19 protein-coding genes and 4 pseudogenes are annotated in these 20,385 nt (G+C 58.3%); 12 read left to right on the forward strand and 11 right to left on the reverse strand.

Going from position 1 to position 20,385, the window contains the following annotated elements; translation table 11 throughout:
- Window positions 1–25: 25 nt before the first annotated feature.
- Both DH10_RS02400 and DH10_RS02405 read left to right on the forward strand, forming a co-directional pair.
- A pseudogene (locus tag DH10_RS02400) lies at window positions 26–452 on the forward strand (IS5 family transposase); the annotation flags it as partial.
- A 442-nt stretch (window positions 453–894) separates the two neighbouring features.
- Window positions 895–1,680 carry a 3-oxoacyl-ACP reductase FabG gene (locus DH10_RS02405; protein ID WP_192384138.1) on the forward strand — a complete coding sequence of 262 codons (786 nt, stop codon included), beginning with the start codon at window positions 895–897 and terminating at the stop codon, window positions 1,678–1,680.
- A 766-nt stretch (window positions 1,681–2,446) separates the two neighbouring features.
- Here DH10_RS02405 and DH10_RS02410 read toward each other — a convergent pair.
- Entirely contained in the window at window positions 2,447–3,490 is a 1,044-nt protein-coding gene (locus DH10_RS02410; RefSeq protein WP_192384139.1) for an IS110 family RNA-guided transposase, read from the reverse strand.
- A 137-nt stretch (window positions 3,491–3,627) separates the two neighbouring features.
- Between DH10_RS02410 and DH10_RS37530 the strand changes: the two genes are divergently transcribed.
- The 3 genes from DH10_RS37530 (at window position 3,628) to DH10_RS02420 (ending at window position 6,162) form a co-directional block, all read left to right on the forward strand.
- Entirely contained in the window at window positions 3,628–3,759 is a 132-nt protein-coding gene (locus DH10_RS37530; protein WP_281423804.1) for a hypothetical protein, read from the forward strand.
- Window positions 3,760–3,911: 152 nt separating this feature from the next.
- Window positions 3,912–4,124 (forward strand): hypothetical protein, encoded by a 213-nt coding sequence (locus tag DH10_RS38080; protein WP_425515263.1) that lies wholly within the window; start codon window positions 3,912–3,914, stop codon window positions 4,122–4,124.
- A gap of 766 nt (window positions 4,125–4,890) precedes the next feature.
- A complete protein-coding gene (locus DH10_RS02420; protein ID WP_192384140.1) occupies window positions 4,891–6,162 on the forward strand; it encodes an ATP-grasp domain-containing protein in 1,272 nt (423 codons plus the stop codon).
- 172 nt (window positions 6,163–6,334) lie between these two features.
- On the opposite strand, the gene DH10_RS36530 is transcribed toward DH10_RS02420, so the two are convergent.
- Window positions 6,335–6,505: a hypothetical protein gene (locus DH10_RS36530; RefSeq protein WP_246811458.1), complete on the reverse strand. Its 171-nt coding sequence runs from the start codon at window positions 6,503–6,505 to the stop codon at window positions 6,335–6,337.
- Here DH10_RS36530 and DH10_RS36535 point away from each other — a divergent pair.
- Both DH10_RS36535 and DH10_RS36540 read left to right on the forward strand, forming a co-directional pair.
- Entirely contained in the window at window positions 6,483–6,830 is a 348-nt protein-coding gene (locus DH10_RS36535) for a hypothetical protein (RefSeq protein WP_246811459.1), read from the forward strand. The genes DH10_RS36530 and DH10_RS36535 overlap by 23 nt on opposite strands.
- Window positions 6,831–7,063: 233 nt before the next feature.
- Window positions 7,064–7,261, forward strand: coding sequence for a transposase (locus DH10_RS36540; RefSeq protein WP_246811460.1), 198 nt, complete (start codon window positions 7,064–7,066; stop codon window positions 7,259–7,261).
- Between the two features lie 527 nt (window positions 7,262–7,788).
- Here the strand turns inward: DH10_RS36540 and DH10_RS02435 are convergent.
- The 3 genes and pseudogenes from DH10_RS02435 to DH10_RS02445 all read right to left on the reverse strand — a co-directional run.
- Complete coding sequence (locus DH10_RS02435) at window positions 7,789–8,631, reverse strand: 2OG-Fe(II)-dependent halogenase WelO5 family protein (protein WP_192384141.1); 843 nt, start codon at window positions 8,629–8,631, stop codon at window positions 7,789–7,791.
- The gene (gene ectB / locus DH10_RS02440; protein ID WP_192384142.1) at window positions 8,621–9,880 is read right to left on the reverse strand and encodes a diaminobutyrate--2-oxoglutarate transaminase; all 1,260 of its coding nucleotides are present in this window, start codon (window positions 9,878–9,880) and stop codon (window positions 8,621–8,623) included. The genes DH10_RS02435 and ectB overlap by 11 nt, the downstream gene beginning before the upstream one ends.
- A gap of 270 nt (window positions 9,881–10,150) precedes the next feature.
- Window positions 10,151–10,351: pseudogene (locus DH10_RS02445) on the reverse strand (transposase); the annotation flags it as partial.
- 893 nt (window positions 10,352–11,244) lie between these two features.
- Between DH10_RS02445 and gmd the strand changes: the two are divergent.
- From gmd to DH10_RS02470, 5 genes and pseudogenes are all read left to right on the forward strand, one after another.
- Entirely contained in the window at window positions 11,245–12,306 is a 1,062-nt protein-coding gene (gmd, locus tag DH10_RS02450; RefSeq protein WP_192384143.1) for a GDP-mannose 4,6-dehydratase, read from the forward strand.
- Window positions 12,307–12,695: 389 nt separating this feature from the next.
- Window positions 12,696–13,021, forward strand: a pseudogene (locus tag DH10_RS36545) (IS110 family transposase); the annotation flags it as partial.
- A gap of 8 nt (window positions 13,022–13,029) precedes the next feature.
- Window positions 13,030–13,444 (forward strand): annotated as a pseudogene (locus DH10_RS02460) (transposase); the annotation flags it as partial.
- 286 nt (window positions 13,445–13,730) lie between these two features.
- Window positions 13,731–13,967, forward strand: a complete 237-nt coding sequence (locus tag DH10_RS02465; RefSeq protein WP_192384145.1) for a hypothetical protein — start codon at window positions 13,731–13,733, stop codon at window positions 13,965–13,967.
- Window positions 13,967–15,856 (forward strand): IucA/IucC family protein, encoded by a 1,890-nt coding sequence (locus DH10_RS02470; RefSeq protein WP_192384146.1) that lies wholly within the window; start codon window positions 13,967–13,969, stop codon window positions 15,854–15,856. Before DH10_RS02465 ends, DH10_RS02470 begins: the two co-directional genes overlap by 1 nt.
- Window positions 15,857–16,379: 523 nt before the next feature.
- Here DH10_RS02470 and DH10_RS02475 read toward each other — a convergent pair.
- The 6 genes from DH10_RS02475 to DH10_RS02500 all read right to left on the reverse strand — a co-directional run.
- A complete protein-coding gene (locus tag DH10_RS02475) occupies window positions 16,380–17,393 on the reverse strand; it encodes a 1-aminocyclopropane-1-carboxylate deaminase (protein WP_192384147.1) in 1,014 nt (337 codons plus the stop codon).
- A 340-nt stretch (window positions 17,394–17,733) separates the two neighbouring features.
- A complete protein-coding gene (locus DH10_RS02480) occupies window positions 17,734–18,045 on the reverse strand; it encodes an exopolysaccharide production repressor protein (RefSeq protein WP_246811461.1) in 312 nt (103 codons plus the stop codon).
- A gap of 39 nt (window positions 18,046–18,084) precedes the next feature.
- Entirely contained in the window at window positions 18,085–18,402 is a 318-nt protein-coding gene (gene fdxB, locus DH10_RS02485; RefSeq protein ID WP_192384149.1) for a ferredoxin III, nif-specific, read from the reverse strand.
- Window positions 18,399–18,602: a CCE_0567 family metalloprotein gene (locus DH10_RS02490; RefSeq protein ID WP_192243934.1), complete on the reverse strand. Its 204-nt coding sequence runs from the start codon at window positions 18,600–18,602 to the stop codon at window positions 18,399–18,401. The genes fdxB and DH10_RS02490 overlap by 4 nt, the downstream gene beginning before the upstream one ends.
- Window positions 18,590–19,087 (reverse strand): DUF269 domain-containing protein, encoded by a 498-nt coding sequence (locus DH10_RS02495; protein WP_246811462.1) that lies wholly within the window; start codon window positions 19,085–19,087, stop codon window positions 18,590–18,592. The genes DH10_RS02490 and DH10_RS02495 overlap by 13 nt, the downstream gene beginning before the upstream one ends.
- Before the next feature lie 323 nt (window positions 19,088–19,410).
- Window positions 19,411–20,385: TlpA family protein disulfide reductase (locus DH10_RS02500; RefSeq protein WP_192384150.1), on the reverse strand; the 975-nt coding region annotated here is incomplete at its 5' end.

Raw genomic sequence — 20,385 nt, forward strand, 5'->3', positions numbered from 1 at the left:
TTGACACAACTCGCCTCATATGAGGGGGGAGCACAATCAGGCCATCGGCCGATCACGCGGCGGACGCACCACCAAGATCCATGCCCTGACCGACCGCCTTTTGCGGCCCGTCGCCTTTATGCTGACCGGCGGCCAGGTCGCGGACTGCAAGGCGGGCGGAGTGCTTCTCGGACAGATGCCAGAAACCGGTCTCGTCAATGCCGACAAGGGCTACGATAGCAACGCCATCCGCCGCCAGATCAGTGGACGGGGAGCCTTCGCCAACATCCCGCCCAAGGCCAGTCGCATCTAGAAAACTGCTTCTCACCCTTCCTCTACCGCGACCGGAACGCAATCGAACGCATGTTCTGCCGCTCAAGGATTTCTGCCGGATCGCAACGAGATACGACTGTCTCGAAACCAATTTCCTCGCCGCAGTCTGCATCGCCGCTACCGTCAGCTTCTGGTTATGAATCCGGACCCTAATGGGAGCCCGGCCAAGGACGAGACCCCTTGTTGAATGGCCGAATTTCTTCCAGTGATTGCGTCATCATGGAACCTGCAGCCGGCCACGCTGCGAACTCCGCCGCACTCTGATCCATTTCGTCTTTTCCGCGAACGGCTTCGTCACGTCCACACCGGGCAGCCCGCCTCTGTTTTTTAACAGGAATTATGACCATACGGCCATGATTATTAAATTCACGATGAAGAAGCCTTAATGATAATTCACATATGATTACTATATGTTGTGGTATTGCTGGGCAAATCTCGTCAGTCACCACTTCGGACATCGCAACGAGCCAAGTCTTATCAAAGCCTTACTTGTGAAAGACGCCCTGACGCCCCGCCCCTGCGTCTGCCAGGTCGTTCGGCTCGCCGCTGTACCCGTCGCCACAGTGCAAGAGGAAGTAGATCGTGGACCAGACTTCACAGGCAACCACATTCGCCGGCAAAGTGGCTCTGGTGACAGGCGCGGCGCGGGGCATTGGATTTGCGATTGCCACGCGATTTATCAACGCCGGTGCAGATGTGGTGCTGGCGGACCTCTCCGAGAGCGACCTGAACGCCAGCATTTCGACCCTGTCTTCGGACTATCCTGGCCGGGCCTTGGCGGTGCGTGCGAATGTGTCCAAAGACACTGATATCACGCGAATGGTCGAGGCCGCAGCGGCCCGATTCGGGCGGGTCGACATCTTGGTCAACAACGCTGGAATCTCTCCGAAACACGGCGGACGGAAGGCAAGGGTTGAGGAGATGCTCGCCGCGGAGTGGCGTCAGGTTCTGGAAGTTAACCTGACAGGCGCCTTCCTTTGCTGCCGGGCCTGCCTTCCCCACATGCGGGCGGCGAAATGGGGCCGGATCATCAACATCGCATCGGTAGCCGGCCGAACGAAAACCGAGATTGCAGGAGCCCACTATGCCGCGTCCAAGGCCGGCATGATGGCCTTTGCCCGCACCCTTGCCGTTGAAGTTGGCTCAGCGAACATCACGGTGAATTCCATTGCGCCGGGCCGCATCGAAACACCAATGGCTGCCGCAGCTGGTGCCGAGCTTAACCAGGCTTACGTCGCCCGCATTCCTGTCGGCCGACTTGGCACCGGCGAAGACATCGCCGCTGCGGTCGCCTACCTGGCATCTGAAGACGCTGCCTTCCTCACTGGTGTGACGCTAGATGTTAACGGCGGTTCGTTCATGATCTGATCCGCCTGGCAGCTGAATACTACAAAACGTGAAAGTTTGGAGTTCTAGGTATGAGCGTACCTACCGGGCGGACGGCGCGACTGGCGGATTCTGATCGAACGCGCCTATATCGCTGGCGAATGGATTTCGGGCGGACGTCGCTTTGACGTGACCTGCTCGTTGCGTTGGTCCCGATAACCGCCAGGATACGGTGGAGCTGGCGATCGACGCCGCGCACCGCGCGCAACGGGAATGAGCCCGACGCAGAGGCAAGGAGAGGGCTGCGTTCTGTGCTCCCTCCAAGGCCGCCCTCACCGCCGAGATGGGCAAGCGTTTCGCCGAAGCGCGCAGCGAGATCCGTATGGCGTCCTACGTCGAGTGGTTCGCCGAGGAAGCAAAGCGGTCCTATGCGACGTCATCCCCGGACATCAGCACGGCACGTGCACTATCGTAATGCGCCAGCCGGTCGGCATGGTAGTGCGATCACACCTAGAATTCCTGGATATAGCTCGACATATGTGGAACGGCCCGCGTTGCAAGGGCTTTTTTAGTCGATTTCATCACGCGGGAACGGTGCAGTCATATGTCCGGCCTCTCAGCGCGGCCCCATGACCGCTGGCCTCGATGAAGTCCGCGAAGCGGGTGGCTGATCAAACTGACGTGCTCGAAGCACATTGTCGCGCAAGCCTCTCCCGCGTCGGGATTTCGTCCCGTGGAATCATCGTCTGCTCAATGCACCTCGCCTCTTCCTGGCTCTTCTCCGGTAGCTCGTGTCGGTACTCTGCCTTCAGGCGTTTGCCGCACCAACCGCCATCACACCAGGTTTCCGATAGGTCCCGCCCTTCGTTAGCAGGGCCCAGATGATCCTCGCGATCTTGTTGGCAAGCGCAATGGCGACGACCTTGAAGGGCCGACGCGCTAGCAACGCGGTCAACCAGGGCAGTGCCTTGTCGTTGTTTCTGGCATGGCGCAGGACAGAGGTAGCGCCATTTACAAGGAGAGATCGAAGCTCCGTGTTGCCCATCTTCGAGATGGCGCCCAACAGCTCCTTGCCGCCGCTCGAATGCGACCTCGGCGTGAGCCCAAGCCAAGCCGCAAGGTGACGGCCCGACCTGAACCCGTCCGGATCGGGAACCAGCGCCTTGACGGTCGCCGCTGTGATCGCGCCGACGCCCGGGATCGTGGTCAGACGGCGCATGTCTTCGTCATGCTTTGCCTCGGTGACGATCTCGCGCTCAAGTCGTTCGACCTGTTCGCTCAGAGTGTCTAGCTGGTCGACAAGGGCCGTCAGGGCGAAGCGCGCCACCGCAGGCAGGCGAGCATCCGTCGGGTCACGCACGATCGCGGCTAATGCCGCCACCTTCGCCGGGCCGGCAGCCGCGATGATGCCCAATTCGGACATATGAGCGCGCAAGGCGTTGATCACTTGTGTTCTTTGGCGCAGAAGCAGAGCTCGCGTCCTCAGCACCATCGCCGCCGCCTGTTGGTCGGCCGACTTGATCGGCACAAAGCGCATGGTCTTGCGGGTTACCGCCTCGCTGATCGCCTCGGCGTCGGCAGCATCGGTCTTGCCGCGCTTCACAAAGGGCTTGACGTAGGCCGGCGGGATCAACCGGACGTCATGGCCGAATGCCGCGATCTCACGCGCCCAGTAATGTGCCCCGCCGCAGGCCTCGAGGCCGACAAGACAGGTTGGCTGCTTCTCGAAGAAGCGCAGCACTTCGGCCCGGCGCAACCGCCTGTTGAATAGCGGCGCGCCTTCGGCGTCTGCGCCGTGAACTTGAAAAACCTGCTTGGCCAAATCTAGCCCGATGGTGTTAATCTGCGTCACGGAACGGTCCCTCCTTGGTGGTGTTGAAACAACGGCCACTTTAGCACTTTGATGCTGTCGGAGCGGGCCGTTCCACCTCATCAATCTGGGAGAGAGACGCGCTCTCACGTTGAATGTCGCGCCGCACCTGGAATGCGATGCCCGCGAGGAAGGTGGCAGCACTAGCCGCCCGCTGCGCCATCCTCTCCAAGCCGGCCGCCCAGACACCGCGCTCGGGGCCGGCGCTGCTCGCCCAGGGCGCCGGACTGTCGGGCGACCGTTCTCGGTAATCACCGCGACGGCCGCGGTCATGGTGGGCAAGACATTACAATTCGCAAGATCACGTTCACCGGCTCTACGCAGATTGGCCGCACTGATGCGGTAGGCTTCCGACCAGATCAAGAAGCTTGGCCTCGAACTCGGCGGCAACGAACGCCCCTTCATCGTCTTCAAACGACGCGGCCCTGCATGCTGCGTCAAAGGCGCAATGCTGTCGAAGTTCCGCAACGCCGGGCAGACCTGCGTGTGCGCTGGCTCTAAGTGCAGTCCGTTATCCATGATGCTTTCGCGGCGGCGTTGGCGAAGCGCTGGCGACGGCTTCGAGAGCGGCGTGGCGATCGGACCAACATCGAGGAGAAGGCCGTCGCCAAGGTGAAGGAGCACATGACCGACGCATTTGCAACGGGTGTTCAGGTCGTCGCCGGCGGCGAACGGCACGGAAGAGGTGGGCCGTTCTTCGCGCCGCCGGTTCTACGCAGGAGATGAAGATCGCGCGCGAAGACAATTCGAGCTGGTCGCGCCTCCCTTCGACTTAATACGGAAGAAGAGGCATCAGGCGCGCAAACGCTACTGAGTTCGGTCTCGCGTCCTCCATACACCCGCGATTCATTCAAGTTCTGGCCATCCATCGAAACGTACGCGTAGCCGATCTGCATGTGTCCGAATTGATTACAGAATTGATTCCCTGAGAACTGACTTCTAGACATACCGACCAAACGTATTTTCGGCCAGATTCTGCCATCCGCGCATGACGGTCCGCCGCCATACCGCGAACGATCGTTATGCAGACATGCGGCTGATTTGCTGCGTGGAGACAACCACGACGTCGCCGGTAAGCCATCTGGCTTCACGACAGTTGACGCCTACACAGGGCTCCGAATCCAGGTTAACAAGTGAGCCTTCCCAGTACGGCTTCCTGCCGGAGAGCGTGGCGACCAACGCCGTCAGCTATACCATTTCCTGAGACACGATCATCTACTATTGCAACAGAGACGTCAAAAAGAATTTACAGAACCTTTGCGACCACAAATTGCCGACGATGATAAATTCAGCACAAGACCTGAGACCGGGGTCGGCTGACAAAGCTGATGCCGATTTGTCTCGGCTGTCGTCCAGCAGGCAACGTCGGAGTCAACAAACCAATGGCAAGAAGAGCTCTTATCCTGATTGAAGGCCATAAGGGTAATGGTCTAGCATACGTCCAAGCAGCCCGGCGTCTCGGCCTTCATCCAATTACTCTGTCCGCTGATCCAGCTCAGTACGACTACGTTGCGACGGAAAGTGTTCAGGCAATCCGTGTCGAAACAGACAATCTTGACGCAATGATCCACGAATGTTTCCAGCTACGCACCGGGTATGACATTGCCGGCATTACTGGCTTCTCGGGCGACGACGAGTTAGTCTATGTGGCAGTTGCCAAGCTCTGCCGACATTTCGATCTACCGGGGCCGAACCCCGCATCGATTGAACGGTGCTGCGACAAGTTCGTTCAACGTCAGATCTTAACGGAGGCCGGCGTTCCAATGCCTGCTTATCGCTTGGCAGCAAATGCGACGGAGATAGAAACTTTTGCCGCTGAAATTGGCTTGCCGGTAATTCTCAAGCCTGCCGAAGGGAGCGGAAGCAAGGGTGTCCGATTGTGCCGCAGCGTCGATGAGTTGGTCGAACACACGACCTATCTGCTGAAGGGCAAGTACATATGGCGGTCGTCGCCAAGGATACTAATCGAAGAATTCGCACAAGGCCCCCTTTATAATGCTCAGATAATGGGCAGTGAGATTATTGGAATTTCCGAGAGTGAGTTCGGTCCCCCGCCGCACTTCGTCTCTCGGGAGTTGACCTTTCCGATCCTGCTACCTGATCAGGAGCGTGAACGTATTTCCGATGTTTCGCTAACTTGCTTGCAAGCTCTAGGCCTCGGGTGGGGGCCAACAAACATTGAATTCCGATGGACGAAGCGCGGCCCAGCCATGATTGAGGTCAATCCGCGTCTTGGCGGTGCTCCCGACCCACAACTGGTCCAGCTCGCTTGCGGCGTCGATCTTATCGCGGAGCACGTCAAGCTTGTCATCGGCGACGAATGGAATTTGGTCAAGAGCCATTCGCACACTGCGACTGCCCGAAAGCTGATCGCTGATCGCGATGGCATCCTTGAACGGATCGATGGCGACGGTCGGGCGGCTGCTATTCCAGGTGTCGCCGAGGTTAGATTCTACGTTAAGCCCGAGACGCCGATCATCACAAAAGGCGATTCTCGAGACTGCATCGGATATGTCATCGCCGCTTCACCGAGTCGTGCTCGGACCAAAGCGACACTCCAGCGTGCCGTCGACTTAATCGATTGGCCGATCACGCCCTTTGCGACTCCAGGCGAACGGGAACAATTTGCGGCCTCTGATTTCCCGGACCGATGACGGGAGGTGGTTTGCAAAGGCAGGGTGGCCAGCGTGTTCGTCTGCACCCGCACGAGGAAGCTCGGACCAAGGTCCTGCGCGGTGCGATAGAGCTCGTAGATGTCGCTCTCCCGGTCACCCACATGCACGCAGCGCTCGGGCGCGCCAACGAGCGCGATGGACTGGCATAGGTTCATAGGTTCTCCAGCCAGCGGTAGCTCTCCTTCGTCTCGATCGGCACGCGCGTGGGATTGATGTGCCGCTTGAGCGCGAGCGTTCCCTCGAATTTCGTTCGGGTCCAGAACCTCACTGCCGTCAGACCGAGGGGTGTGTCGGTGAGGGTGACGGCCAAGCTCGAATGCATCAGCACCCCGGCACAAGATCAGCGCGTTGGGCTGCCCGGCCTTGTAGCGCCCGGCCTTGTAGCGCCCGGCTTTGGTGAAGCCGATCTTGGCCGGCTGCGCGTAGCCGTAGCCGACGATGTGGGTAATCGAAGCTTCACCGGATGGGGTACGCTGATCCCGCTCTTTCCGGCCGAGCATCGCGAATCCTCCGGCGAATCAACGATTGCTAAAATTGAATCAGCAGCAGAGGACTTCTTCAACAGCCCCAATCAGCACAAAACGCAGCCGTCACATGACAATCGATTCATCACGTCCTTGTCTTATGACTATCGGCGCTTCTTGTGAGAGAAAGAAGCGCCGGAAAGGAGCTGCCACCCTCGTCCGGCGATGGGGGATGGATCGTGGACGTGCAGGCCATTTGACGGGCCGAGCTAGAGTGTGATCGCCCCTATCTTTTCCAATCGTCCTGAACGGATACCCAAGGTTAGCGGACGGCGGCCAAAAACCGTGCAAAGAACCTGGCCCAGCTTCTGCTCAAGCGGCAAAACGATTCTCGCCTCAGGCAGATCAAAGCTCAGATGGACGATATCGATCAGGCCATCATGCGGTTGATCCAGGCCGATGATAACCTTAAAGCTCGCTTCGCCATCCTTGTCTCCATTCCCGGCATTTCCACTGTCACGGCCTTTACGCTAATCATCGAAATGCCAGAACTCGGAGACCTCGACGAAAAGGCCGCAGCCTCCTTATGCGGTCTTGCCCCGATGAGCCGATAATCCGGACGATGGACCGGACGCGCTTTCATTGCTGGCGGAAGGGCCATCGTCCGACAAGCGCTCTGTATGCCAGCAAATTGTTGCAGCCCGCTTCAATCCCGATCTCAAGGCCAAGTACAATGCACTCATCGAGAACGGCAAACCACCGAGGCTGTCGTCTAATTGAAGAAGCCTCCGAGATCGTTCTGCTGATCCATTGGATTGGCGGTGCCCATACCGACCGGCGCCTGCCGAAGCTGCGGCGCGGACAGCGCAACAGCACTTCCGGCGACATCATAACTGCCATCAGACAACTGGTGCTAATTGCAAGCGATGATCCGACTGCAGGCATTCTCAACCGGAACCGCTTGGCGACTGGGCATGGCAATCGCTGGACGCCGGAGCGGGTCACCGCAAACAGCACAAGGTTCCGGTCTGCCGGCCCGCACCGGAAGGGAACGAACCGTGTCTCAATCTGAATAGGCGGCGCGCCTCCTCGGCGTCGCACCTGCCGGCGGGAAGCCGTTCAGCTGCTGCGACTTCCAACTTCAGGTCCACCAGAGAACGAGATCCGGCCGCGCAAACCCGAAAAAGCTGTTCAGCACCAGGCGACGCTTTCCGTTTCCTGATTGACCGGTGACCCCGTGAACGAAACCGCCATCGATCAGGCCGATATCCCCGGCCCTGAGCTGGAAGTCGCGAAAAGGAACGCCCTCGAGATAAGCTGCCGAATAGGGATATCCCGTGGTCTCCACACCTTGAGACTTTCGGTCAGTGACTGTCGGCTTATGGCTCCAGAGCCGCAGATTGCCACCTTCCTCGGCCATGCTGGGATAGAAGTTGAGCGCTGCGACGATGTTGTTCGCCACCGCAGAAAGCTCATAACCGTCCCCAGCACAAAGGACTTGAGCGACGTCGTCATGGGGGTCCAAGGAAAACGTGCCGCTGCCAGACCAACTGAGAGCGCGACTAACATTAGCCTGACCGTGTTCCGAACGGGCCAGCCGCAATTCAATGCCCTCGTTATGGAGCTCGCGCTTCAACGCGTCGAATATTGCTCGGACCGGATCAACCAAATTCTCAAAAAGGGCGTCGACGTACTGTCGCGCAGTTTCCGCCTCCGCGAAATAGGTGGCGGAGTCCTTCCTGTAGTGGGAAGCGCCAACATATTGTCCGGGGACGCCATCTTTGCGTTCCTTGAGACCGGGACTGCCAACAAAGTTCGCGGTGATCTCCTCCGCTATTTCGGTACTGAAAGCTTGCTTGATGTGCAGACCGGTAATCTCACCTTTCAGGACCGAGATAATGTCCGCAGTGCTGATCGAGCCGGTTCGTTCTATGATCGTAGGAGGCGAGATGGCTGGCGCTTGAGATATTTGGTTAGTCGTCATTGGCTTGCTCCTGTAGCGCGTGACCAAGAATTGCGATGCCGTGATCGAGCTCGTCATCGGTAATAGTTATCGGCGGGAGGACTTTGATGACATCGCGATTTGGCCCTGAAGATTCGATCAGCAGGCCATTTTGGAATGCCGCATCGTGCACACGACCGACAACAGTCTGGGAACGGCACTTGAGACCGGCCATCAAACCGCGGCCGCGCTTTTGCTCGATGCAAGTGGGAAATTTCGCAACCAGACGATCAAGGTGTCTTTGCAGGTTGTCAGCCGTCCGCTCGACGCCTGCAGTAAACTGCCTTTCGGACCACATTTTGCACATAGCTCCTGCCGTCACGAAAGCGAGATTATTGCCTCTGAAGGTCCCGCTATGTTCGCCCGGATTCCATATGTCTACGTCGGCGCGAATCAGAACAATGGATAACGGGCTACCCGAACCGCTTAAGGATTTCGATAGGCAAACGATGTCGGGTTCGATTTTCGCGAACTCGAATGAAAAGAACTCGCCCGTTCTCCCCGCTCCCGCCTGAATGTCGTCGACGATCAAAACAATACCGTGCTTACGGCAAATGCGCTGAATTTCTGAGAGCCAAGCTGCGGATGCGGTGTTCATGCCACCTTCAGCCTGGATGGTCTCCAGAATGATTGCGGCCGGCTTTTCTATCCCGCTACCTGGGTCGCCCAACACGCAGTCGATGTAACCCGCGGAATCGAAAGTTTGGTTCGGATAGTTGTCGTAAGGGACACGGATCACATCGTGACGAGCAACGCCCCCCAGCTCCCTGGTTGACGCCGAACCCGATACCGCAAGAGAGCCGAGCGACATGCCGTGGAAGGCATTTGTGAAGGCCATGACGCTTGAGCGACCGGTATATTTTCGCGCCAGTGCCAGCGCCGCTTCGTTAGCGTTTGTGCCGGTCGGCCCAGGAAACTGTATCTTGTAAGAAAGGCCTCTGGGTTTCAGGATCGAGTCGACAAACGCTTCAATGAAGTCACGCTTCGCCGCCGTATACATATCAAGCGACAGAAGAATGTTCTCGCCGACAAGATATTCAATTGCTGGTGCAATAATGCGCGGATTGTTGTGTCCGTAGTTGAGCGCGCCGGACCCCACAAGGAAATCGATAAAAGGCTTACCCGTCTCGTCCCAGATTGTCGCCCCAAGGGCCTTTGTAAAGACCGCGGGAAATGAACGGCAATAACGACGAACGTTGGACTCATGGGCCGTGAAAGCGTCGGTATTCATTTAGGGTCCTCTGACGTAGAGTCGCGTCGAGCGAGAGGGCGATTAAATGCCATATGCGTTTACACGAGCTCATTTCTAGGGTTGACGGGTGAGCGGCGAAACTACGGCATCTGGTAGTTGACGCATCTGCTTATCGCGCACGACGCGCCCGCCAAAATCAAAACCCTAACGCAGCGGCGGTTCGCATATGAGAGGCACTTACATACAACACAGCATGTTGGGTATTGCAGGTCCTCTCAGTAGCAATACGAATGGTTTTAATGCCTTGGAGCTGCTGCCCATGACCTTGACCAGGTCGTCAACCGAGCCTGTCGAAACGCATTGCACATAGGCTTTCTTGATGACGGCGGTCAGCGCCTTCTCGGCCATGCGGAGCGGTTCCAAGAAGCTCCGGAAGTATCGCCTCCAGAACTGGGGGATGCGCAGTTCGACGGTGCCGGGCCGGTAGCCATTGCGTCGAGCCATGCGCTGTGGGTAAAAAACGGGGCTGCTGAATGCGGTCCGACCAGGCAGCCGAGGAAAGTCAGAAGGCGGTGAGACAGACGGCCGAAGAATAAAGGGCGCACGCGCGATAGCATCCGCCGGGAGCGAGCACCTTCGGCTGCGTCGCTGACCGAAACATTTCGGGACCTTCGAAGCAGCGGTGTCTCGATCGTCAGCGGTTTGTCAATTTGAGTGTGCCAGCCCGCACGCGGCGTGGGATTGGTTGCGACGCGCTCTCTCCGGAGAGGAGCAGAAGCGTTCCACGCTTGCCGCACAGTATGGACGGCTGGCAGTCCCGCAACCGAAACCCGGCTATGTGCTCGCCTGCCGTTGTAGCTGGTGTGGGTTTCCGAGATGGTGGACCAATGGCCTATTCCCGTTCCTTAGGCTCCCCGGGCTGCACCCAACGCGATTCAATGCCGGATATCCGCCAGAAAAAACTCGAAGCTCCGATTATGCCTGCAGGCTTTCAGGATCTGTCCTCGTCTGTTTCCCATCACGTTATCTCGCTGACCTATTTGTAATCTGCGTTCCCAGGGCTCTGAACCGCCATGTTACGATGGAATATCCATCCTGTGGATGCGTCCGATCAAAACAATCGATTTTACTAACAGAAACGGACATGAAAAAACGCCGCTGTGGAAGGCGACGCCCATAGCAGTCCCCTCGTGCGGAAGACGGAGGCGAAATCCTCCTGGATCGGAAGGCGACGGCACACGACACTCGATGTGATCCACATGCCTTCTTAACATCACTTGAGGCGTAGATTCCAGCTAACACGGCCATACAGCGCTGATTGCACCGCGACTAGTAGCAGTAAGTCGTTCGCACGCGCCGCTGAATATTCCTGTCCAGAGGCTTCATCCACGGAAATATCAGAAATGAGTTCACATCGGCGTACAGCATTCATTACAGGTATCACCGGCCAGGACGGCGCGTTGCTTGCCGAACTGCTGCTTTCGAAGGGCTACATGGTGCATGGCCTGAAGCGGCGAGCCTCGCTGATTGGGAATACCCAGCGCATAGACCACCTCTATCAAGATCCTCACGAGGATCATCCCGACATGGTCCTGCATTACGGGGACATGACGGATGCGACAAACCTGATCCGTCTCCTGCAGGACACCCAGCCTGACGAAATCTACAATCTGGCTGCGCAAAGCCATGTGCAAGTCTCGTTCGAGACCCCCGAATATACCGCCAATGCCGACGCTCTCGGCACGTTGCGGCTGCTAGAAGCGATCCGCATTCTTCGCCTCGAGAAAAAAACGCGGTTTTACCAGGCGTCCACGTCCGAACTCTTCGGTTCGGTGCAGGGAATCCCGCAGGAGGAGACTACCCCGTTTTATCCGCGCTCGCCCTATGCGGTGGCGAAGCTCTACGCCTACTGGATCACCGTGAACTATCGCGAGGCATACGGGCTCTATGCAAGCAACGGCATACTGTTCAATCACGAAGGGCCGACGCGCGGCGAAACCTTTATCACGCGCAAGGTGACGCGTGCAGTAGCTGCGATCCTGGCAGGCAAACAGGACTGCCTCTATCTCGGTAACCTCGAGGCAAAGCGTGACTGGGGCTCGGCGCGCGACTATGTCGAGGGCATGTGGCGAATTTTGCAGCACCACGAGCCTGACGATTTTGTGCTCGCGACGGGCGAGACGCATTCGGTGCGCAGCTTTGTCGAGGCTGCCTTCAGGCGGGTCGGGAAGGAAATTGTCTGGGAAGGCGAAGGCGTTGACGAGGTGGGCCGCGAGCGCAGGAGTAACCAGGCTCTTATCCGAATAGACAAGCGTTATTTCCGTCCGACCGAGGTTGACCTGCTGATCGGTGACGCCACCAAGGCGGCTACGAAGCTTGGCTGGGAGCCAAAGACCACCTTCGATGAGCTCGTTTCGGAAATGGTCGAGGCCGATTGCCGCGCTTACGGAATAACGCTCGCTTGACGTGAAAAGACAATGATTTCGCTGGAGGGCAAAACGCATCTGGTCGCCGGCTATCGCGGCATGATTGATTGGGCCCGCACTGGTGCGCCGGCTGTCCGGCTTGCCCGAGGTAAGAATCCTCACGGCGGACAGTCGTCTGCCTTTATCAGTGAGTGGCTCGCCCCACATTGCGCGTCCTAGGATTGCTCGGGCGGGCCGGGCCGATCCTCAGAGGATGAGCCGTGGCAGATGACAGGGAAGCATTTGTCGGAAAAGCCGAGGAACGCTATCGCAATTGCGGATGTCGGCCGGGAGGGAGAGATTCGCTCTTCGGTGAAGTCGACGCGTCAACTGCGAACATACGCCGCGTTCTCCGGCGGATCGCCGCCAAGTTTGATGGTCGCACCAATCCGAGGAAGCCGAGCGACCAGGTGAAAACGAACCGTCGCGATGCCGTTTTTTGCCTGGCTGCTGCGCGCCGGCGAGTTGACGGGGGTGTCGGGTCCCGACGAAGGCCACAAGGCGATGCGAGATCTCGTTGGCACCCGGGCGGCCGGGGTCGAGACGCTCCGCGTCGCCGGCAGCAGGTGAGCGTCCTTAATGCTCTGTACGGCCGGGTCTTCCCGCGCAAGAAGGCCGGACGATGCGCTATTTGCGTGAGCCACAGGAGCAGAGGTTCGATTACCCAACGCATCAGATCGTGCGCCAGGAGATGGTCGAGGCAGCCCCTGCAGCCGCAACGACGCCTGCCGCGCCTGCGAGGACGTTGTCGTGCAGGCTCCCGCTTCGGCGCGGCTCATCGAAGGCTTGCCGACCGAGGCAGCGGTTCGCCCAGGTTCTGGTATTCAAATATACTGATCACCTGCCGCTCTATTGCCAGGCACAAATCTGGGCCCGGCAGGGCATCAATCGATCGTTCAACCCTCACCGACTGGGTCGGCCGCGACGCCTAGCATCTACGTCCGGTGCACGAGCGGCTGCTCGGCAGGTTGAAGTCCTCGTCAAAACTATTCGCCGATCGGACCACCGCGCCGGTGCGCGATCCCGGCTGCGGCAAGACGAAGACGGGCCAGCTCTGGGCTATGTGCGCGATGACAGGCCTCTGGAAGGGAACGACCGACCGGGTTTCGCCTATGTCTATGCCCGAACCGAGAGGCCGAGGAAATCGCACGCGTCCACCAGAGGGAGTTCGCGCCCACCGCACATGAGGCGCAACTCGCTGTTTCTATTCTTGCTCGCAATTGGGCGATTACTAAAGAACAAGTCGTTACGACACTACCATCCCAGGTAGGCGCGCGAGCCCAGTTACCGTTTTAAACTGCGGAGCCACTGCCAGAATTCCGACCAAACCTGGCTTGTGAACGCAGATCTGGTCGATCGCCAGCGAGCGTTTCAGGAGCGTGGGCGCGTTGCCGTGGGGCGACCTCGTGATTTGAGGAAAGATCATGCTTGAAGAGAATAGCTCCCACTTGCTGTTGCCATCGAAAACCTCCAATCGAACTTGCGGTCATATTCGCGACCCTGTCCGGGAAAATGGTTTCGAGTTTGTCGATTTTCTCTCGCGGCTCGAAGTGGCACCTCCCGTCATCACAGATGCCTACAATTGGGCGCGCAATGACTACGGCGGGTTGGCAGAACGCGCCTCGGCCCACCTGCTAAGCAAATGGCCAGAGGAAACCTAATGGATAAGAGGATGCCTTCCGTGACCAATGTCGAAACTCAGGCCCGCGACGCGCAGCTTTGGAAGAATGCATCGCTCAATGCGCTCAATCGGTTGGTACGCTGCCTGTTCGCCGAGCGTCTTCTTGAACCAGATGGATTATTGTGGGCGCAAGACGGCCACCAAGCCTGGCTCCCTCTTTGGCAGTCGCGCCGGGTCCTTTATTTCACCAACCTGCGTCGTGCACCTGCCGGAACATTGCAAAATCGCGGCCCTATAGACGTGCTGGACGGAATCGGCGGCCGGTACCGGATCGATGATCCCTCCGGTCTCATAAGGCAGGTCGCGCCCGCCTTGACGATTTCGCCTGCATCGGACGGCTTGAAGAATCTTTTGCGCGACGTCGATAACAGTGTACGCAACGACGTCCTGGCTCGTTGGCACCGGGAGCACTGGAGCGCCGCGCTTCGAGGAAAAGTAGCTGAAGCAGGCGCGCAAGGATTCCTCGCCTATCTTGCTAAGAGCATGCCGCCGCACCTTGCAGCCATGACTCTCGATCAGTGGGGCGCGTTGGAAGGTCACCCCTTTTATCCGACATGGAAGACCAAGCCCGGCCTGTCACCTAAGGACGTGAGTGCATTGTCACCTGAATTCGGTGCTCGTGTGCGCGTGCGGGTCACTGGGCTGCGCAAAGAATGGGTTTATGTGGAGAAAATGCCGCATGTCGGCAGCTATTCGGAATGGTTTTCACGAAAGTTTCCCGACCTCTGGTGCGACTGGGCCGAAGGTGTCAATAGCCGTGGAAAGTCGCCTGAGGACTGGCTTCCTCTGCCTGTCCATAGCTGGCATCTTGAGAATTTCGTGCGCCGTGAATTCGCGTCGGAGATTGCTTCCGGTGTTTTCGACCCGGATGGCCCAGAGGTCCTGACGCTGCCATCCATGTCCTTTCGCTCGATGCTACCGGACACACAGGAACTGAGGCCCTTTATCAAGCTGCCGGTAGCGATCTGGATGACCAGCGGACAGCGTAGTCTGCAGGCCAGGTCGATTCACATGGGGCCGCGTCTCAGCACCCTGATCTCCAATATCCTCTCAAAAGAGAAGGATCTCCGCGAGGGACTAGAGATCTTCACCGAAGAGCTGGGCGCAATCTTGCATCACCCCGAAACGGGCGACGAGCATCCGGGCCGCTTTCTTTCGGTTGTCTATCGCAACGCCGACGCTCTGGCACGCAATGACGGGCTTTTGCCCATTACTGTGGCTGCGCTGTTGACGGCAAGCCCGATCGATGGCCGTCCGCTCATTTGCGAGTTGATCGCCAGAAACGGCGATGAAAGCGACGCGACCGTATCCGCATTTTTCCACGCCTATGCACGCACCGTTATCCGGCCGACGCTCGGCATGTATCTGCTATACGGCATTGGCTTTGAGGCGCATCAGCAAAACAGCACCATCCTGTTCGATGAAACCGGCCGCCCACGAAAGCTGTTGATGCGTGATTTCGGCGACGGCCGCACTTTTGCGCCCCTGTTCATGGAACGCGGGCACCGCCTGAAGCGTTTCAGTGGCAAGGAAATCTTATCCAGCATATTCGATGATGATATCAGTCTTGTGCGCTCATACGTTATCGATGCCTGTTTCATCTGCCATCTTCATGAGATCGCTCTGTGTCTCAACGAACAGTATACACTGACGGGCACGAGCCTTTGGCGCATCCTGCGGGAAGAAGCCGAGGCAGCTTTTGACGCGCTCAGGCCGCGCATGTTGTCGGACGCGTTCTGGCTGCAGGAACGCAAGGCTTTTCTTGAGAATCCCTGGCCGACACGCTCGGTGCTCCGGATACATCTGGAGCGCTATCGCGAGTACCGGCTCGAGCATCAGCTTCCCAATCCACTGGTGGAAGCGGAATGACAAACGCCTCTGCCGCGCTTCCCGGCTTCGGACCTCGCCTCCATGAGATCCATGTGGCCCATTCCGGCACGTTGGGCGCTTCGGACAGCGTCATTGGTCTTGTTCAGCCGCCAAACGAGCGGTGGCCAACTCTGCTCCTGCTCTTCGAAACAGGAGCAGATGCTGGCCGACGCCCGGTGTACCACGCCGGCCTCTTCTCTTGCCGGTATTGAGGCCAAGCACTAAAGCCCGTGCACAGGGTCGGCAGGAGCTGAGGTGTGATTCTCAATGAACAAGGAGAGATGACGTAATGGCGGCGTTCAAGGCACTACCGAGCCCCCCGATTATCCAGTTCGCGACTTAGCAGAACCGGCCGCTCAGCCCGAGCCTGTGGGAGCGTTATAAATCACGCTCCCTCCATTCCTACAAGTGTCGTGAAAATCCGAATGACATGGCTTCTCGCGTAAGCGTGCTTGGACCCCTCGAGCGAACTTTGAGCGCATTGCCGGCACGGCAGGACCGCGCATTCGCAATCTGTCGAGCGTCAGCCGTTGCGGAAGGTGTAGCCGTAACCGTTGATCGCCGGCGCGCCCCCGAGATGCGCGTAAAGGACCCTCGCCCCCTCCGGAAAGAAGCCTTTCTGGACGAGGTCGATCATCCCTTGCATCGATTTGCCCTCGTAGACGGGATCGGTGATCATTCCCTCGAGCCGCGCACACAGGCGGATGGCCTCCTTGGTTCCCTCGGACGGAATGCCGTAATGCGGGTGCGCGTAGTCCTCGAGCAACACCACGTCATCCTCGACGAGTTCCGTTCCGAGATCGACGAGCTTCGCTGTATGTTGGGCAATGTTTAGCACCTGCGCCTTGGTTTTGGCGGGGGTGGCAGAGGCATCGATACCGACCACATTGCGCTGTCGACAGTCCTTGGCAAATCCGACGAGCATGCCGGCGTGCGTTGAACCTGTGACTGTGCAAACGACGATGTAGTCGAAGCCAAAACCAAGCTGTTTCTCCTGGGCGCGCACCTCCTCCGCGAACGCCACGTAGCCGAGGCCGCCATTCGGGTGAACAGACGCTCCAGCTGGTATCGCATAGGGTCTGCCGCCCCTTGATCTGACCTCATCGAGCGCTTGTTCCCAACTGCGGCGGATGCCGATGTCAAAGCCCTCGTCGACCAGGCGCACCTCTGCTCCCATGATGCGGCTCAAGAGAATGTTGCCGACGCGGTCATAGACGGCATCCTCATGGGGTACCCAGCTCTCCTGAACCAGGAGACATTTCATGCCGATCTTGGCGGCGACCGCGGCGACCATCCGGGTGTGGTTGGACTGCACGCCGCCGACGGTGACGAGCGTATCGGCATTTGAGGCGATCGCGTCGGGGATGATGTATTCGAGCTTGCGCAGCTTGTTTCCGCCGAATGCAAGACCGGAGTTGCAGTCCTCGCGTTTGGCGTAGATTTCCACCTTTCCTCCTAGATGCTTGCCGAGGCGGTCGAGCTTCTCGATGGGCGTGGGTCCAAAGGTGAGCGGATAGCGTTCGAACTTTTCCAGCATGTTCTCTCCGGCAACACGTGATGAGCTGAAATTAGCTTGCACGGGTCATTCTAAGGAGGCGTGTTTGATTTGAGTCTTAGCTGCATCCTCCGACGTTCCACAAAAGGCCCTTCATTAGTTCCAGCCACCTTGTCATCGAGACCAAGCAACCCGCATGCCGGCGTGCTGCATAGACTACCAATGCGCATGGAACCGAAAAATTGTATCTGCCGGATTAGAACGACCGGAATGCGGTCGTCCACCGACCATATCAAGCACAGTATTCCTTCTAAGTTCCGCTCAATGTTCATGGGTTGGTCCAAAGTGGCGTTAACCCGAGCACTGACCTTGTGATGGCGCCTCAAGGCAGCAGCAGCGATATGGCCAGCATTTGATCGCGCTGGAGCACATCTGCGGATTCATTCGTCACCTCACCATGGTCTGGCGCCTGGGATCCAACTTCCTTGCAACTGCCGAAATGCTCAGCCATTTTGCCAGCTCTGTTAGCGAAGCCAGACCGCCAGATCAGAAAGAGCACGCTTGCGAAATAGGCCAACTGAAGAAGCAGCGAACAGGCCAGCGTCGTGACGACTGCTAGGCGGATGGAATGCGAGGCGAAGTAAACAGTCAGGGCGGTGCTGCACAGGACCAGGCACAGGACGCGATAAAACATTCTAAATGGCAACGCCGTTCTCCTTGTTTGTCCGCCAGATCATGCAGCAACCTTGTCGGCCGCAACATGCGTCTGGCAGTTCTTCGGGCAGACGCGGGCGCAGGCTCCGCAGCCAATGCAGCGGCCGGCATGGTCGACGACCATGATCATGCGATTGAGCTCGCCGTCGAAGTCATCGTCTTCGCCGTCGCAGATACCGAGGATTTCACCGGCGTCATCGACGCCGTAAAGATGCATGACCTCGCGCGAGCAGACCTTGAAACAGCGGCCGCAGCCGATGCAGGTCGTTCCGTCAATAGCGGTGAGATACTCCGGCATCCATCCGGAGCCGTCGCGGGTGGTGAATGTGCTCCTCATCGTAAGTTCTTCATTGCAGCGAGCTCTCTCTTGGCATCATCCAACTCGGCAAAAACGGCGTACGTTTTCTCGGCAACTTCCTCTATCTCAGTCCATTTTACGGGGAGATCCTCTGCAAGGTCGCGCAATTTCATCTTGGCAGCTGCCGCGCGCAGCTGAAGCTTTCGGACTTTCTTCCCCATCTCATCTAGGTTTGACATAAATCCTTCCTCGAATCGGTTTCTTCACGCCCGTGCCGCGTCGGGATAGGCGGCAAGGCTGCAGTCGCATCGTCGACCAGTTTCGTACCGGCCTCCGCGAGTTTCCGGTACGTCTCGAAGCCGAACCGGTGGACGTCTCGACAGAACGACCAACCGCCGGACCGCGAAAAGCATGCGCCCGAAGCCCTCATGGGTTTCACTGGTGAGGTCTTCAGGCCGGAGCGCTCCTCGATCGCGAGCCCCACGGCGGTGTAAAACATGTCGAGCCTCCACAGCACGTCCGGATCGGGATCGCCGATGACCGCGATCGCACGGCGCTGTTCCTTCGTGATGATGAAGTCGGCCAGCAGCTCGGTGTCCGATCTGCCTTCCCCTGACCCGTAGGAATCCTGAGTACGGATCAGCCGCACGAGGCATTTGACGAACGGGGTGGCAAGGGCCGCCTCGTCCTCTTTGACGGCAGGGCCAACCGTGGCGTCAGACATTTCTTATTCCTCATTTCAGTCCTCTTCCTCGATGGACGATTTCTGTTTTCGGGGACGCCTGCTTCGGGCACATTTGCGCAGCCGACGTCCGACTTGTGGCGGCTGAGTCCACGCAATTGATGTCTCTGTGGCCGACCTTGAACACGTCCTCGACTGCGAGGTCTTCCACTGCGGTGCGAATTCGCGTCGAAACCCATTGCCGCCGCGATGCGGCCGGAGGTCATCGCAAAATTCGAGCCTCGAAGCCGCTGCAAAAGATCCACCAGGTGCGGCATGGACCCTTGTTGCAGCGGAGACGAATTGGCCAGTAAACATTCCGACCATCACTCCTTTTTATGTTTTCTCCTCGGTTTTATGTTTTTCCTCGTCCGGCCGCGCTTTGGCATCTTCGGGAAATTGTTTTGCGGAGCCGCACAGAGGGCGCCGTAACAAACCTTCTCACCCTTGTAGTTGGCCAGGGCCTGCAGCAAATCCGGCAGAAGGTGCTGTTTCAGTTCGTCCGGGACAGGCTCCGGACCGTCCAGCGACTTCAGTGCCAGCTCGACCAACTCGATCGCGCGATCTTTGCTGCCGCTCTGGTGATAGTACCGAGCTACCGCCGGATAAGACTGGAACTTACGGCCGTCGCCTTGCGGGGGATTCAGTGCCAGGATCTGTTCGGAGAGCTCCTTGCCCATCGCAAAGCGCTCAACAGGAGGAAAGCGCGAATGGTCAAGGTTCGGATGGAAGAGTTGGTCTAGCGCTGCAATCATCCAATGCTCGGAGTTTCTGTCGATCGCGTCGCGAGCGAATTGGCGCATGACGGGCAAGCCGGCCTGCATGTCGCGCATTTTGTGAAGCACCAGATGCGCATGAGCCTGGCGGAAATTGAGGTTGTCCGGCAGCAAGGCGATGCCCTCTTCGATCGCCGAGAGCGCCGTCTTCCAATCCTCTTTCTCGACAGCCGCGCGAAATCTGTCATTGATCGGCTTCTTCAACGCTTGTTCGCGCGCTATGGGTTCGTTCCTGGCGATCCGCTCGGTATCGGCGGCTTTCGCTTCATCGCTGGTGCGCCAGCTGCCGTTAAGCACTTTCGGCAAGACCTCATCGAGTTTCATCGGGTGACCGATAAAGGCGATGTGGCCGTCTCGGTCGACCACGAAGGAGGCCGGAATCCCGACAGAAAAGCTGGGTTCCATCCAAAGCTTGTTCATTTCGCCAGTGTGGTCGAACGCGATCCGATAGTTCAGATTCGAGCACTTTTCGGTCACCCACGCGTCCAATTTGGTTCGGGCCTCATCGGCCGTTGGAGCGTCTTC

The sequence above is a fragment of the Mesorhizobium silamurunense genome, assembly GCF_014843825.1.
GTDB classification, from domain to species: domain Bacteria; phylum Pseudomonadota; class Alphaproteobacteria; order Rhizobiales; family Rhizobiaceae; genus Mesorhizobium; species Mesorhizobium silamurunense.

Bases quoted from the DNA above. Each gene is read 5' to 3' on its own strand.
- DH10_RS37530 (WP_281423804.1), top strand. From the start codon at position 3,628: ATGCCCGCGAGGAAGGTGGCAGCACTAGCCGCCCGCTGCGCCATCCTC.
- DH10_RS02420 (WP_192384140.1), top strand. From the start codon at position 4,891: ATGGCAAGAAGAGCTCTTATCCTGATTGAAGGCCATAAGGGTAATGGT.
- DH10_RS36530 (WP_246811458.1), bottom strand. From the start codon at position 6,505: ATGCATTCGAGCTTGGCCGTCACCCTCACCGACACACCCCTCGGTCTG.
- DH10_RS36540 (WP_246811460.1), top strand. From the start codon at position 7,064: ATGGACGATATCGATCAGGCCATCATGCGGTTGATCCAGGCCGATGAT.
- DH10_RS02435 (WP_192384141.1), bottom strand. From the start codon at position 8,631: ATGACGACTAACCAAATATCTCAAGCGCCAGCCATCTCGCCTCCTACG.
- ectB (WP_192384142.1), bottom strand. From the start codon at position 9,880: ATGAATACCGACGCTTTCACGGCCCATGAGTCCAACGTTCGTCGTTAT.
- gmd (WP_192384143.1), top strand. From the start codon at position 11,245: ATGAGTTCACATCGGCGTACAGCATTCATTACAGGTATCACCGGCCAG.
- DH10_RS02465 (WP_192384145.1), top strand. From the start codon at position 13,731: ATGCTTGAAGAGAATAGCTCCCACTTGCTGTTGCCATCGAAAACCTCC.
- DH10_RS02470 (WP_192384146.1), top strand. From the start codon at position 13,967: ATGGATAAGAGGATGCCTTCCGTGACCAATGTCGAAACTCAGGCCCGC.
- DH10_RS02475 (WP_192384147.1), bottom strand. From the start codon at position 17,393: ATGCTGGAAAAGTTCGAACGCTATCCGCTCACCTTTGGACCCACGCCC.
- DH10_RS02480 (WP_246811461.1), bottom strand. From the start codon at position 18,045: ATGTTTTATCGCGTCCTGTGCCTGGTCCTGTGCAGCACCGCCCTGACT.
- fdxB (WP_192384149.1), bottom strand. From the start codon at position 18,402: ATGAGGAGCACATTCACCACCCGCGACGGCTCCGGATGGATGCCGGAG.
- DH10_RS02490 (WP_192243934.1), bottom strand. From the start codon at position 18,602: ATGTCAAACCTAGATGAGATGGGGAAGAAAGTCCGAAAGCTTCAGCTG.
- DH10_RS02495 (WP_246811462.1), bottom strand. From the start codon at position 19,087: ATGTCTGACGCCACGGTTGGCCCTGCCGTCAAAGAGGACGAGGCGGCC.